10 protein-coding genes are annotated in these 15788 nt (G+C 39.4%); 2 read left to right on the forward strand and 8 right to left on the reverse strand.

What is annotated here, in order from left to right; genetic code table 11:
* Window positions 1-150 precede the first annotated feature (150 nt).
* The 3 genes from addA to FCJ93_RS09825 form a co-directional block, all read right to left on the reverse strand.
* Complete coding sequence (gene addA / locus FCJ93_RS09815; RefSeq protein ID WP_137743595.1) at window positions 151-3891, reverse strand: helicase-exonuclease AddAB subunit AddA; 3741 nt, start codon at window positions 3889-3891, stop codon at window positions 151-153.
* Window positions 3875-7369 (reverse strand): helicase-exonuclease AddAB subunit AddB, encoded by a 3495-nt coding sequence (addB, locus tag FCJ93_RS09820; protein WP_095309935.1) that lies wholly within the window; start codon window positions 7367-7369, stop codon window positions 3875-3877. The genes addA and addB overlap by 17 nt, the downstream gene beginning before the upstream one ends.
* A 394-nt stretch (window positions 7370-7763) precedes the next feature.
* Window positions 7764-7967: a YwbE family protein gene (locus FCJ93_RS09825; RefSeq protein ID WP_095309933.1), complete on the reverse strand. Its 204-nt coding sequence runs from the start codon at window positions 7965-7967 to the stop codon at window positions 7764-7766.
* A gap of 534 nt (window positions 7968-8501) precedes the next feature.
* Between FCJ93_RS09825 and FCJ93_RS09830 the strand changes: the two genes are divergently transcribed.
* Window positions 8502-9659, forward strand: coding sequence for an MFS transporter (locus FCJ93_RS09830; protein ID WP_137743596.1), 1158 nt, complete (start codon window positions 8502-8504; stop codon window positions 9657-9659).
* Between the two features lie 228 nt (window positions 9660-9887).
* Here FCJ93_RS09830 and lepB read toward each other — a convergent pair whose 3' ends face one another.
* The 4 genes from lepB to FCJ93_RS09850 form a co-directional block, all read right to left on the reverse strand.
* The gene (gene lepB / locus FCJ93_RS09835; protein WP_137743597.1) at window positions 9888-10442 is read right to left on the reverse strand and encodes a signal peptidase I; all 555 of its coding nucleotides are present in this window, start codon (window positions 10440-10442) and stop codon (window positions 9888-9890) included.
* Window positions 10443-10474: 32 nt separating this feature from the next.
* Window positions 10475-11095 (reverse strand): TVP38/TMEM64 family protein, encoded by a 621-nt coding sequence (locus FCJ93_RS09840; RefSeq protein WP_095309927.1) that lies wholly within the window; start codon window positions 11093-11095, stop codon window positions 10475-10477.
* Window positions 11096-11109: 14 nt separating this feature from the next.
* Entirely contained in the window at window positions 11110-12045 is a 936-nt protein-coding gene (locus tag FCJ93_RS09845) for an LCP family protein (RefSeq protein ID WP_095309925.1), read from the reverse strand.
* 259 nt (window positions 12046-12304) lie between these two features.
* The gene (locus FCJ93_RS09850; protein ID WP_095309923.1) at window positions 12305-14284 is read right to left on the reverse strand and encodes a S9 family peptidase; all 1980 of its coding nucleotides are present in this window, start codon (window positions 14282-14284) and stop codon (window positions 12305-12307) included.
* Window positions 14285-14586: 302 nt separating this feature from the next.
* On the opposite strand from FCJ93_RS09850, the gene FCJ93_RS09855 reads away from it, so the two are divergent.
* A complete protein-coding gene (locus tag FCJ93_RS09855) occupies window positions 14587-14949 on the forward strand; it encodes a hypothetical protein (RefSeq protein WP_095309919.1) in 363 nt (120 codons plus the stop codon).
* A gap of 6 nt (window positions 14950-14955) precedes the next feature.
* Here the strand turns inward: FCJ93_RS09855 and FCJ93_RS09860 are convergent, their stop codons facing one another.
* The gene (locus FCJ93_RS09860; RefSeq protein WP_095309917.1) at window positions 14956-15513 is read right to left on the reverse strand and encodes a competence protein ComK; all 558 of its coding nucleotides are present in this window, start codon (window positions 15511-15513) and stop codon (window positions 14956-14958) included.
* Window positions 15514-15788: the final 275 nt, after the last annotated feature.

Genomic DNA, 15788 nt, shown 5'->3' on the forward strand with positions numbered 1-15788 from the left:
TTTGTAAACCTCCAAATAGAAACAGTCCTCAAGCTGAATTGAGGACTGTTTTTTTGTTTTAAGGGGAGATATTATTTAGACGATTTGCTGTTGAAAATTCGGCATATTCGATTTCGTTAGGGCACTCATGCCGATAGCCACAACTTTCATTTAAAGTTTTAAAACATGACCACCATCGAAGAAAAATAAATAGCGTTCTGTCACTTCTTTTTGCAAAATTTGTTCCAATGCTTGAGCATAAAGATTAAGCTGGACGCGATAACGTTCCTCAAGAATTGGTCTTGCTTGTTCAAAACCACCTTGATAGCGCTCTTGAATCGCGTCCGTCTTGTAATCGACAAGAACTAAGCCAGCTGCGTCAACAAACGCACAATCGATAATTCCTTGCACAAGAATCGGTTCATTATCACCAATCCAGTTCGGATAAACAACACTTGCAGGAAAAACGGCATTGAACGGGATCTCTCTGTTTAAGAAATCTGCGTGCAGCATCCGTTCCCCTAGCTCTGTCGTAAAAAACTTCACAATTTGTTCTACATCGATCACTTGCTTCTGCTCTTCGGTTAGCAATTCCTTGGCCACCATCTCTTCAAGCTGAGCTATAACGGAGGAAACTGTGATGTCCGCTGCTAAATTGACATGCTGCATCACCATATGCATTGCCGTTCCTCTTTCTGCAGGAGTAATCGTTTTTTCCTGCATGAATCGAGGACGATTAAGGATTGGTTTAGAAAATGAGAGCAAATCTTTTCCACTCTCCTCATCAATCATTTCCCATTGACGTTTCATCTCTGAAACCGACTGTTTTGAACGATGCATGGCAGCTTCCTTAAAAGGATACTGAAATGTTAAATTTTTTTTGATTTCTTCCTTCCAGTTTGACTCTATCTCAACAGTAAGCCCTTGATAGACACGCCCCATCAAATCATTCTCATCGGGGAGCTTTTCCTTTTCTCTCACAATTAAGTCATTCGCTTTCATAAACTCAATTTTCCAAGAGGAAGAGTGCTCATAAATTTCAGCTGGCACCAACTTATCAGTGCTTTCAATTCCACGCAATATGTCCGCATCCCGATGTCTAATCAATGCTGGACCAATCCAGTCTAAATAGCTTTTCGCCGCAGCGCGTTCATACTCCTTTAAAAGCCATCCTTTATTTGACAATGACTTTTCCCAGTCCGCAATTTTTTTATCTAGTTCCTTTACAGATGATAATAAAAATAATTTTTCCTTCGCTCGCGTGAGCGCCACATAAAGCACCCTCATTTCTTCAGCAAGCATTTCCAGCTTCTTTTTCTTTTTAAAAGCAAGCTGCGGAAGGGAAGGATATGAAATTCGTTTCTTCGCATTAATATACTTTGTCGCAAATCCAAGATCTTTATCAAGCATTTGCGGTTTTCGCAGGTCCATCATATTAAACTGGCGTGCTGTTCCCGCAACAAACACCACCGGAAACTCCAAACCTTTACTGCTATGAATTGTCATGATGCGCACAACATCTTCTTGCTCGCCTAAGGCACGCGCAGCTCCAAGATCATCTCCCCGCTCAGTCATTCTTTCAATAAAGCGAAGAAAGCGGAACAGACCTCGAAACGAAGTATTCTCATACTGTCGGGCTCGATCATAGAGGGCGCGTAAATTAGCTTGACGCTGTTTTCCCCCAGGGAGTCCACCAACAAAATCGTAAAATTTTGTATCGCGATATAATTGCCATATTAACTCAGCTAAAGCCCCTTGCCGGGCTTTCTTTCTCCAGCCGTGCAAGCGCTCGATAAAGGGTATCAGCTTTTCTTGGATTTCTTCTGTTCCCTCTGCTGCTCTCTCTTGACAAAAAGACACGAGTGCTTCGTAAAAGGAACCATGCTTTTTTTGAAGGCGCACTTGTGCCAGCTCCTCTTCATTCAAACCGATGATTGGAGAACGTAGTACCGCTGCTAATGGAATATCTTGATATGGATTATCAATAATTTTTAACAGCGACATCATGATCGAAACCTCAGTCGCCTCAAAATATCCAGTCGAAAGATTGGCATATACGGGAATTCCCGCTTCTTTAAACTCTTCAATAATTTGTGGCGCCCATGTCATTGAACGGAGTAAAATTACGATATCACGATATTGGATCGGCCGAGTCGATTTTGTTTTTCCATTGTAAATTTCTTTTCTCTCCACAACCATTTGCTTAATCTTATCAGCCATTACTCGGGCTTCTAATTGTGATTGTTCCAACTCAACATCATCAAACTGTAGCACATCTGGCTCATCCGCCTCAGAATCAGCGTCATCTTTTCCTTCCTGTTCAATCAAGAGCCACTCAATTGGATGTTCGCTTTCTGGATAGCTTGCACCTTGTACGAGCTCCGCCGCTTTATCATACTCAATCTCACCGACTGTTTTTCCCATGAGCTGTTTAAAAAGGAAATTCGTTCCGTCCAATACTTCTTTGCGACTGCGGAAGTTGCGCGCTAGATCAATTTTTAATCCAGTGTGTTCTCCATCAGTAGTAAACCGCAAATATTTTCCTAAAAACAGGTTCGGTTCAGCGAGGCGGAAACGATAGATAGATTGTTTCACATCCCCCACCATAAACATATTCCCGCTCTTTTCCCCATCTTTTGTAACGAGCTGAAGAATAGCCTCCTGAACCATATTTGTATCCTGATACTCATCGACAAAAACCTCTTTAAACTGATTGCGATATGAAATAGCCGCTTCAGAAGGAAGCAGTTTTCCTCCTTCCGCCGACAGGATTTGCAGGCATAAATGTTCTAAATCAGCAAAATCAACTAATCCCTTTTCCTTCTTCACTTCAGCGAAGCGGGCAGCAAAGCTTTCCACTAACTGAACGAGGGTGTGAATATGGGGCGCCATTTCTCTTATATCTCGAATAAAGCTCTCAGGCCTTCTGGAAAACAATTCATCTTTTATCGTTTGAACGATTTTTTTCGCCTTATCGCGCAGCTTTTGTGCTCTTTCAAGCAGATTTTTATCAAACTCATCCCCCCGGCATGTCTTTGCCCTTGAAAAGGATTCTGCCTGCATGCGAAAATAAAGCTCTTCCCACGATATTTCCTTCGCTGCCAGGAGACTATCAACGATGCGAATATCATCGATGAAATTCTCAACCCTTGGGGAAGGACCACCAGGCAGCTTTGTTAATTCCAAGCCATTTTCTAAGAGCTCCTTTGCTCCTTTTAACTGCAGCTCGATATCAAAAAGGAGCACATCGGCAAATGGCAGATCTTCAATTGTTGTTCCCTCAGCCACCTCATACATTTCCTTCAACGATCGCAAATAAGCATGTGGAGAAGGATTGGATTGGGCAAAATCGTAAATCTCACGGATAATATCCTGAAGGGCAACATCACTGCGATCATTGGAAAAAGTATCTACCAGTTCAAAAAAGGCCTCATTTTCCTTCTTGCCATATTCATTCTCAAAAAGCTCCTCCATCACTTCATCTCTTAACAATTGTACTTCTGTTTCATCGGCAATGCGAAAACCCGGATCAACATCAATTTGATAGTAATATTTGCGAATGACTTCCAAGCAAAAGGAATGGAGAGTTGAGATAGAGGCCCTATTTAGTAAACTAAGCTGTTTACGTAAATGCTTTGAAGAAGGATTATCACTAATGGCTTTTTCTAATGCTTCTCCAATTCGATGTCTCATCTCAGCAGCAGAGGCATTCGTAAAGGTTACAACTAATAGCTCGTCCACGTCAATTGGCTCAGCGGTTGAAATGATCTTATTGATCATCCGTTCTACAAGAACTGCCGTCTTCCCCGAACCAGCCGCTGCCGCAACAAGAATATCCTGACCGCTTGCCCATATTGCCTTCCATTGGTCGTCTGTCCACGTTGCTTCCACCGGTTTAGTTGGTATCTTCATCGATTTCCTCCTCCTGTCTCATCATCTGCAAAATTTCCTCTTTAGAATAGGACGATAGATTGCGATAGTCATTCGCTTCTAACGATTCATCGAATTGACAAACCGATTTAAAGGAGCAAAATGTACAAGGCTTGCGCTCCTTTAGTTTATAGGGGGCAATTTTCACATCTCCACCTGCGATTGCATTTCCTGTTTTCACGTAATACTTGCGAACAAAGCGTCTTAGCTGCTCAAATTCCTCATGGCTTGCCACCTTTGAACGCTTCGTAAGTGTTCCGTCTTTTTTTATCCCCGCTGCGATGATAGCAGAATCACCTGTATCGACGGTTCTATCCATCAAGCGAATAATTTTTTCTTCACCCAGCAATAAACCATTCATTTTAAATTTTTTAAACAACTGGTTATCAAGCTCGTCCAAAGTGAGCATTTTGCTTGTGTTGACGATCGGATTGTGGACGTGAAAATAGAGGACTCCAGCCGGGTCCGCTTCTTTGCCAATTAACGCTTTCGAATTCGCTACAACAATATCGAGATAGGTTAACATTTGCAGTGATAATCCGTAGTATACTTCATTTAAATTGACATCTTTTGCACTTGATTTATAATCCATAATCCTTAAGTATACTCCGTTTTCATCCTCCGCCTTATCAATGCGGTCAATTCGACCAATAAGCTCCATCTTTGTTCCATTTCGCAAGGAAAATTTCAACGGCGGCAGCTTTTGCTTCGGTCCAAAACCAAGCTCAAGGCCGACAGGTGCAAAACCGCTCGCTTTCGCATGCTCCTGCAAGACGAGCGAGGCTCTCTTAATTATCTCTGCTAATTTTCTTTTTATATAATGATGGCGATTCGAGCTTAATAATATTTCATGCTGCAGTTTCGGCGCTAAAAGTTCAACCGCTTCCTTTGCCAGCTGCTCGATTTCCATCTGAGTCATCCGCTCCCATGATTTTTCACTCACCATTACTGTCTCGACTATATATTTTAGGGCACCATGAAATAATTCCCCAATATCCGGAGCCTCTAAGCGAAAGACCTGTCTTTCTCTGAGCTTCAAGCCGTGTTGGGCAAAATGGGAAAACGGACAGGCAGAAAAAAGCTCCATCCGTGACACACTTCCTTGAATCACTTCTGAATATAGCTCCTTGCTCGTATCTTCAGAAAGTTGAGTCGATTCATTTTTGTAATTTAAGCTCTGCAGAACTTTTTTAGCCCGCTCTCTCCACTTTACATTTCCTACATAATAGTTATAGACATCCCACCAAATATCATAAATAGGATAGCCCCGCTTTTGCTGCTGAAGTTGTCCAGTTAACAAAGACAGGCTTGTCTCTTCATGAGAGATATAGTCTATTTGCTCCAGTTCAGGAAGCTCAGAAATTTCTTGAATATAGTGATGTGACTGAATGTGAGGGAAAATTTCCAGCAACCTATTAATATACAATGAAGGCATTAAGGCCTTTCCATCATCATTGGCCAAAGGATAGCTCACAAATAGGCGTTCAGATGCTGTTGTCAGAGCATTATACGCAAGAAATTCTTCATCTAGCAATCTCTTTCGACTACTCGGAGCAATTTCAATTCCCTTTACTGCTAACCTCTCTCTTTCCTCATCTGCAATCAGCCCTTCCTCAGAAAATTTGGCCGGCAGAACTCCGTCATTCAACCCAATTACAAAAGCAGCCTTGATCTCGGTTAATCTCGATTTCTCAAGATCTGCTACTAACACTTGATCGATAGACGGCGGTACAAGAGAGAATCGAAGTGATTCCAGCCCCGCATCAAGAATCGTGGCAAACTTCTTCAAAGAAATCTCTTCATCTCCTAGCATTTCCACAAATTGATCGAGAAGATCAATCATTCCGTTCCACGCCTGATCATGCTCCCTTGCTCGGACTAAATTCCCAGCCTCTTCTTCTTGTAATTTCCATTGTTCCAACTTCGCCGGAATATGAAGTTCTTCTAAAAAGTAATATAGTGCTGCACAGAGCTCTCTTCCTGTTCTCGCTTTGGCGAATCTCTTTGCCAATCGTTGAATTGGTGTTGAGATCATCTTCTTCAACCCATTGAGTTCCTCTTCTTTTTCCTTTTCCGCATCAGTTTGAGCAAATGCTTCCAGCTCTAATCCTTTAAATCGTCGGTATGTCCAGCGTTCCTTTTGCATCCACTTCTTACCTTGAATGCCATGTTCCAACACATAATTTTCCAGTTGATCCATCTGCGCCCGCAGTCTATACACATCGCCTCCTTCTGGGAAAAGAAGCTCCGTTTTTACTGCTCGAAAGACAGGTTCATACCTCCAAAATCCGTTAATCACTTCAAGACTTGAGCGAATAAGCTCAATTAGCGGATGATTTAACATCGTTCTTTTTTGGTCAATAAAGACAGGAATATCATAGTCCGCAAATATATTTTCAATCAGATCATAGTATTGTTGCCCATTTCTTAGCAAAATGGCAATATCACGGTAGCGATAATTCTCTTCTCTCGCAAGCTTGCGAATAGCTCTTGCTATTCCCTCAACTTCCGCTCTTCGATTAACAGCCTGTGCCAAATGCACCAATGGCGTCCCTTCGAACGAAACAGTCGGTCTCTGTTCAAAAAAAGATTCTAAATGTTTTAAAGAATCATTTGTCAATCTAACTTGCTCTTGGAATAGAATCTCCTCCACATGCACCCCTTCAACTTTTGCCATTTCGTAGAGAGTCTGGCACGTTTCTCCAGCCATCCGAAAAAGATGAAGCTCATCGGGAGCTTCATGATGAAATGGCCGATCTAATGTTAATGCAATGGTCATATCTTTACTATGCTTCATCAACTGTTCAATAATCATGTATTCTTGCGGTGTAAAGCTATAGAAGCCATCGATATAAATCGTCGCATCTTGTAAATATGCGGAGGAAGCAATCTGCTCTCCTAATAAGCGCAAATAGTCCTCTGAATCTATATATTTATTTAACAACGCATCTTCAAATGCTTCGTAAATAATTTCTAAATCATGAAGTTTATCCTTGAGCACTTTTTCACTTGCATCATCTGCTGATAAGTGCCGTTCTGCTAAATCTTCCGGCTTAATCAAATAGCGTTTAAATTCAGTTAACAGTTTTTCCAATTGCTCAATAAATCCTGTTTTATCTGCCGCTTTTTCAAACAATGTTAACTGCTCTTTTTTGTCCTCGATTATTTTTCGAATCAACATGCTGACACCGACGCTATTAATATGATAACGGCTTATCCCACCCGTCTCTTGAAGAATTCTCCAAGCTAGTCGAGAAAAGCTATAAACTTGTGTTCGGATCATCCCACCTAAATCAGATGTCGATAGTAATTTATATTCTGATAGAAATGTCATTTGCTCAGGTACTAAATAAATGATCGGATCTCCATTTGGCTCATTTTTCATTTTTTCCTGCATCTCATTAATACAGTAAGTTGTTTTCCCTGTTCCAGCTCTACCTATTAACATTCTGATAGACATTTCTTAACCTCCCAAAAAAAGCCTTACTTAACCATTTCACTACTGAAGACTACTCACATCTTACCATAAAACAATGGATTTTTTCGGCTTGAATTACTGACACTTTTTTCATTAATTCAGAGAGCATATTCGGGCTTTTGCAGGAAGACACAGATTGTGCATATGCCTAGCTTTTTCCACTTCTTTTTCTCCCTTATTGGATCCCACTCTGGATGGTATCTTTCAACAAGGCTTTGTTATATGTCGGTGTTGACTTTTGGCTCGTTTCGTTGTTTAACAAAGCCTTAACTGAAATAAAAAATCTCCCATTTTTAGTAATTCAACGTAAAAAGAGAGATTTTTTATTTACATGTGCGATAACTACTATAAATATTTGCGCTCTAGCGATGTTTATTTAGTCGCTTGAATTCACTTTCCTTACCCTTCCCACCTGTCCGTCCACTAATCGAACTTTAATTCCGTGGGGATGATAGGAGGAATTAGTCAAAATGTCTTTTACCGTTCCTTTTGTTAATATTCCTGTCCGTTGATCTTTCTTTAGGACAATTTCAACTTCCAACCCTGCGCTAATTTCTTTGCGATAACAGCCCTCTGTCATTGTACTACGCACCTCGTTTTTCCTCTATCATAGTTAAGCATACTACTAATCATATTATGAAAGGAATTCAAGATCCATTTTAAGCGGAGGCAATTCGAAGTAAAATTATAAATTTGTGAATCATTTCCCCCATTAATACGTCACAACGAATTTTCATTATGAAGAGAGTGCATTCGAAAAAATACACACGATCATTTGTATAAAAATGGAAATTTTTTCATCCTTATCGATATATGGAAGAATATCATCCAGATATTCAATTTCGCTGCCTAGGAGTTCCGGAAGATTATCTCAAATTCTATTCAATCCTTGGCTGCGGAATCCACCATCGAAATCAACATTTGGAGAAGATTTTAAAAGTGGAAGAACTCCTATCCTCATACCTGGGGACAATATGTGGAATGTCTACTCTGGTTTAAATCTCGACGGGACCTTTCTTACCTATAACGGTTTTACCTTAAAATAATGTTCTTCCCCTTATACAACTTACGAAAACATTCACTGTAGCATATGGTGGGATAGGTGGTGATTATTGTGAAAGTCCGGTTGCAATTAACAGCAATTTTGCTAACCATTACCGGAATCTTTGTAGCCAGCAATATTTATACATTAATCCCGATTTACGAAAATGTTTCAAAAACTTTACAAATTAATGAAAATCACGCTGTTCTTGCCGGGAGTCTATTTTCCCTCTTTTATGCGATTGGACTCCTCTGTTTTGGTCCTGCTTCTGACCAATTTGGACGACGGAATATCATCATTGCCGGGATGTTCGCTTCCATTTTTTCAACTCTCATGGTCGGGATGGCAGACGGAGCAATCGGTCTATATGCTGCCCGTTCTCTTCAAGGTTTAACGCTTGGAAGCTTTGCCCCAGCAGCGTTTGCCTTGGCATTCGACCTCTACTCAGAAAGAAAAAGAACTCTACTTCTCGCCTTTATTAACACCGGCTTTTTGCTCGCTGGGATCATCGGTCAATTGCTCAGTTCAACCATTACTGCTTTTTCAGTTTGGAACGCTGTCTATTATTTTTATGCGATGTGCTATTTTATTCTCTTTCTATGCTGTGTACTGATTCTGCCTGCATCTAAACTACCGTTACGTGAAAATCGCTCCGCCCTTTCCATCATGACTTCACTCCTTAAAGATGCAACCATTCTTAAATGCTATGGGATCACCTTCACCTTATTGTTTTCTTTCGTTTCGCTTTATGATGCAATCGGCCGTTTTTTCAGCGGGTCACCTGAGCAGCTTTTTCATCTTCGAACAGTGGGACTAACTGGAGCAATTTTATCTCTGTTTACCGGAAAAATGATTGAGAAATTCAGTGTGGAAAGGACGCTGTTTACAGGACTTGTCATCAGTATATGCAGCTTGATTTCAATGAGCATTTTTCATGGCCTCATTGCTCTCATGGTTTTATCGATACTATTTGTTGCCTCAATTTCTCTTCTTATTCCCACGATCATTACATTGATTGGCAATTTAGGAGGCAGCCATCGAGCAAAAGCACTCACTCTTTATTCCTTTATTCTTTTAACAGGAGCCAGCATTGCTTCACCAGTTGTTTTGCTGCTAAATTTTCAGCATGTCCTTCTCTTACTTATTGGACTATTTTTAATGAACCTTATACTTGGATTCCTTTTAACACAGGAATTAGGGCAAAGGCATAGTGCAAAATTGAATGGGTGAAAAGAAAAGGAATTGAGCATTCTTATCGAAAGAATAAATCCACACGAACTGAGCTAATAAAACTTTTTATCCACAATATTGTTTAGCAAAACCAAACGATAAAAAAGAGGGCTCCTCAAAAGCATCGCTTTTGGTACTGCACCCCAGAGGTTAGATTTTTAACTCTAACTTCTGGGGTACAGCACCTCTTCCAACGACCTTTTGAACAGCTTCTTTTTGTCGCATATTTTAAAAAGATATCTCCATATGATCAAGCGGCCAATAGCGTAAATTCACTTTTCCTACTACTTGATCGACTGAGATAAAGCCCATTTGGCGGCTGTCCCAGCTCTCTAGACGATTATCTCCAAGAACAAACAGCTTTCCCTCTGGAACAACCTTAGCTCCTGTTCTTTCCTGTAAGGTAAAATCCTCAGTCAATCGTTTGGTGAGGATTTCATTGCGATGTTTTTCTAAATAAGGCTCATCCATCTTTTTTCCATTTATAATGAGTTGATCATTTTTATATTCAATCGTGTCCCCCGGTAATCCGATCACTCTCTTAACATAATCTTCCTTTTCATTTGCATGAAAAACAATAACATCAAATCGCTTTAAATCTCCAATTTGGAAGCCAATTTTATTTACAATCAGCTTGTTACCGTCCTCGAGAGTCGGCATCATTGAACGTCCTTCTACAACATAATTGGAGAAGAAAAAAGCGCGAATGAAAACAAAGATGATTAAACCAATCCCAATTGCTTTCACCCATTCCAATCCCTCTTTTTTCACATTCTCTATCAAAGCAATTCCTCCCTCCAATACTTGCGAAAACATTATGAATGCTGTCTTTCTTTTTCAACGCTTCTGTTTATACGTAGCTCTATCTGCTTTCCAACCAGCCAAAGAATAAAAATAACTACACCAACAATAGCCGTTCTAATCGGCTGAGTAATCAGAGAATGAAGGTCATGCCCAACAAAACTAATCATAAAAATCATGACCATTTTCCCAGTAAGCACAGCAAGCATATATTGATAAATACTAATTTTTGAAAGGCCCGCCACAATATTTACGACTGCGGATGGTGTAAAAGGAAAACAGAGCAACAGAAACAGCGGTCCGAATCCGTGTTTTTCCACCCAAGCCATCAGTTTTTGAACTTTTATATTTTTCTTTAAAAAGGTTAAAAAACGTTTCTGTCCAAAACGGCGTATCAAAAGAAAGACTAAGAAAGCGCCTACCGATGCTCCAATCCATGAATATAAAAAACCGAACCAAAGACCAAAGGCATTGGCATTCGCCATTACAAAGACCACCAAAGGCAAAAATGGCAAAAAGGCTTCAATCATTGGTAGTAATATTCCGGGTAACGGCCCAAAGGAGCGATATTTATCTATGACCTCCATGATATTATTTTCATTTGTTATCCATTCTTTCAGCACATCGATGTCCATTAAAAATCTCCTTTTTAATTTGCAAGGAATTCATGAATTGCAGTTCGGTTCTTTTCTAAATCAATTTCCAAGACGTCTGCACCATTAACTCTAGTATCTGTCCACGCTCCATCAACTGGAATTCGCAAGGAAGCAATTTTACGATTTTCTTTGGCTAGGAAGTCTTTTCCAATATACAACATATCACCTGTATCCATATTCGTATTAATGAACGGTGTCACAACGCCAATCAATTTAGGGAGCTTAGGAATTGTCTGAATGCTTGTTAATTGCGAGCCAATTTCTTTCACGACCTTTTGCTGACGCTCGACTCTACCAAAATCACCAACCGCATCATACCGGAAACGAACATAGCCAAGCAAGTGCTCTCCATCTAAGCGTTGAAGGCCTGGTTCTAATGTAACCCCAATATTGCGGGACATTTTCTTTTCAACATCAACTTCGACTCCATTTGGAAAAGCTTCATCTATCAGTTGAACAAATCCTTCAAAATCAATAATGGCATAGTATTGGATATCAATATCAAAGCTTTCTTTTATCGTTTCTCGAAGTAATTCCGGACCACCTCGAGCGAATGCTGTGTTAATTCTATTTTTTTGATAGCCTGGAATATCGACAAATGAGTCTCTCATGATAGAGATCAGCTTATAAGTTCCTTCTTCCGGATGATATCTTGCAATCATAATTGTATCCGTTCGCGCTTTTTCTTCCCCACGGGAATCACTACCTAGCAACAGGATATTTATTCCTCCATAGCGATCCTTTTTACCGTTAAACTCATATTCTTTTTGCAATATCGAATTGCTTTCAGCTTTTTCCAGAGATTTGGACAATCCTTGCTGGTATTGCAAATAGCTGTATCCTAATAAGCCGGCAATACTTAGAAAAAGAAGCAGCAGAACAACCTTCCACTTTCTTTTTTTCTTTTGCCTTTGTTTTTCGTATCTCATTTAAATACCTTCCATTCAACAGATTTATTTCAAGCTTCATCAATCCTCAAGTTTCTACTTTATTAGACACTCTTTTCGCCCAAGAAGTTTCAATTTAATTATTATGCCTTTTTCTGGTAGAGTAAACCCCTTTATCTTCTTTATACTAGAGTATCAAAAATGGGCATTTTTTTCTATTTTGATCGGATTCGATGAGCAAAAATCTTATAGAGAATGAAAAAAACCGCAAAACAAGAAGCTTTGCGGTTAAATGTTCTTTCTACTTAATATACTCTTTAAACCAATTTAAAATGTAATGTAAACGGGCAATTCTTAAGCTAGGTTTTCCACTGCGTGACAGTTCATGATTGGATTCTGGAAAGCGAATGAATTTTGTTTCCTTTTTCCGATGCTTTAAAGCAATATATAGTTGCTCAGCTTGTTCAATTGGACAACGGAAATCCTTCTCACTATGCAAAATAAGAAGCGGTGTATCCACATTGCCAACGTAAGCAAGCGGAGAATGCTTCCACAACGTTTCAGCATCTTCAAGCTCACTCTTAATTTGCCATGCATTAAAGTAATAACCGATATCACTCACTCCGTAAAAGCTAATCCAATTGGAAATCGAACGTTGAGTCACGGCAGCCTTAAAGCGATTTGTATGACCAACAATCCAATTTGTCATGAAGCCGCCGTAACTGCCTCCAGTTACCCCTAAACGATTTACATCAATAAAATCGTATTTTTCTAATACATAATCAACAGCTTCCATTAAATCTGCATAATCTCTTCCACCGTAGTCTCCACGGACGGCGTCGACAAACTTTTGACCATAGCCATGGCTTCCTCTTGGATTAATAAATAGGACAGCGTATCCTTCCGCTGCAAGCATTTGGAATTCGTGGAAGTAGGTATTAGCATACATCGCATGTGGTCCACCATGAATTTCAAGAATTAGCGGATATTTCTTACCTTCCTCAAACTGTGCAGGTTTCATCAACCAACCGTGAAGGTCCCAATCATCCTTAGATTTGAATTCAATTTCCTCAACTTCAGCTAACGCGACTTCATTTGCATACTCACTATTTACATTTGTTAACTGGGTAAGCTGCCCTGTGGGAACATCTAATAAAAATAGTTCACCTTGTAATGTCGGCTTACTAATCGCGACAACTGCGCGATTTAGCTCTCCTCCAGTTGTAAATCCATAAACATGCTGACGCTCTAATAGAGCAGGATACATCTCACCTTTTAAAGATCCATAATAGACGACCGTATTTCCACGATCAGAAGCTAGAAAATAGAAACTTTCATTATCTTCAGCCCAGAGCAGCCCTGGCGAAACGGCTCCTTGTTGAAAATCACCAATCGCAAAATCTCCTATGAGTAAATCAGACTCTGCTGTAAGACAAGAGAGTTCCTTTTGTTCTGTATCATAAACCCAAATTTTCACTAATGTTGCATTTTCAAATTCCCTTTCATGGCCAAGTATGCCGATATATCTCCCGTTTGGAGACCAAGTGGCTCCACTAAAATAACCAGTCCCTGGTGTAATCTTTTCGAATTTCTTCGTTTCTAATTCAAGCAGGAATACATCACTTACAAAAGAAAAATCTAAATTCTCGCTAAAATCTGCCGTTACTGCCAACGATTTCCCATCTGGTGACCAGCCTTGCAACTGATAATCACGATTTCCTTCCGTTACTAATTCTATTTTTCCTGTTTCCAACTCCACAATTGCAATTTGTGAATATTTCCCATCCCAGAAACCGGAGGAATCCGACTTATATTTCATTTTGTCTACTTCAAGCGGGACTATTTTTTTCTCTTCTTTCTTATCCGTATCCTCTAATTTCTCATCCTCGCGTAATGATACGTTGAAAGCTATTTTCTTCCCATCTGGCGACCAAATCGGATTGGAGGCACCATAAATCGAAGTGGTAACTTGTCGTGCCTCTCCACCGTTTGCATGTATTACATAAATTTGATTCTTTCCACTGCGATTTGAAACAAAGGCAAGCTTATCCTCAGTTGGCGACCAGCGCGGCGAATGATTGCGATCATTTCCGTAAGTCCATTGCACCGGAGCATTCTTTTCTTCAACATTTATGTAAAAAAGGTTTGATACATACTCATCTTTCTCCTCAGAAATGCTTGTTTCCACGTATACAAGATCTTTTCCATTTGTACTCAAGCGTGGATCTGCCACTGACTTCAATGCATATAAATCTTCAGCTTTTAAATACCTTTTCGACATTTTCATCCCTCCATATTTCAATCTTCTTTTTATTTCGATAATTGAAATATATTATCCTTCTTTTTTGCGCATTTTTTTGTAAATAATGAAAATAACTCTATTTTGCCTTCGAAATACAAATTCCCCTTCCCTGTCCAATAGGTTGAATGGGCAAGAGCAACTAAGGAAAAATCCACAGCCTTATATAGCATCGCGAAAAAATTAAATTCGTGCATCAACTCTTGTCAAATGGAAATACTTTATATAAAATAAATACACGAACATATGTTTTGTTTTTTAATGAAATGTTGAGGTGAACGATTATGACTAGAATCCCTGAGGAAGAGCGGGACATCATTGAAAAGGCGATCTATTTGCCCATGGTCCTCACCATTTTAAATCGAGATTTAGAATTGATTAATCAAGGTTCATTTAAGCTGAAACAACCTTATATAAATCTCATTGAAAAATCGATGAAGACCATTCAATTAGAATTAGCGCAAATAAAAAAGTATATGAAACAAAATAATCTTAAAGTATTTGAATTAAAAAGAGATGAAGCGTTTACTATGTATACGTTTCTCTACAGGGGCTACGAAGAGCAGCATAATTATTTCAACCCAAGAATTCGCAACAAAGTACAAGAACTGCTTGAGTTCTATTTAACACATCTCAGTATTCAATAGCCATGCTCATTCCCAATCGTAAAGTTCGGAGTTTTCAGCAGCGGCTTTTTGTTTTCGAAATTTTTTCGCGTAAAACGCTCTTGTAATAGATTGTTCAGCGCCTTTTGAAAGAGTGGACTTTAACATTAGGGTACGGAGCAATTGATTTTCAAAAGAGCGAGTTGAAATAGGCAGGGGGATGTAACGATTGCTTTGAATTTTAATTATCGTTGTACTATTATCTTTTCCTTTTCTATAATCAAGAATATGTTCATGAGCTACCCAAGCACAATGAGGATTTTCAGGTGATGCTGTTGGGAAAAGGTAGATAAGCGGGGAAATCGCAATGGGGACTTTATGGGATGCCCCGATGAGTCTCTTGGTGGCAGCTTTTCTTCCTTCATAAGTGCTCCCGAAGCTATAACAACTTTCCTTTACAAGCTCGAACGGTTTAAATGGGGAGATCGTCTCCTCCTCAAGCTCATAAATTTTCGAAAAAATTTTACTCCCATATTCGATTGGCATCACAATGGCTGTGGAGGAATTAATTTCATATTCCTCAATGATTAGCTTTTCGTTTTCCATTTCTTAATCTCCTTATAATCAAATTGATTTGCTTGCTACTGAACCAAATGTTAAAACTGGAAATAGGCCTTTTTTCTCAGTCAAACAAAAGAATTTCAGTGTAAAGCCATCCATTACCATCATAACGCTGATTTTATGTCATTTCTATAAATTACCAAATTGTTCAAAAATTAGTCATAATTTCCTATTGAAGAAATTTATCTAAAAATTTTAAAAATTCAATTGATTACCATGAAGAAATCCTTTATAATATCAAAAAGGCATCAGAGGTGATC

The sequence above is a fragment of the Robertmurraya siralis genome, assembly GCF_005502275.1.
GTDB lineage: Bacteria > Bacillota > Bacilli > Bacillales > Cytobacillaceae > Robertmurraya > Robertmurraya siralis.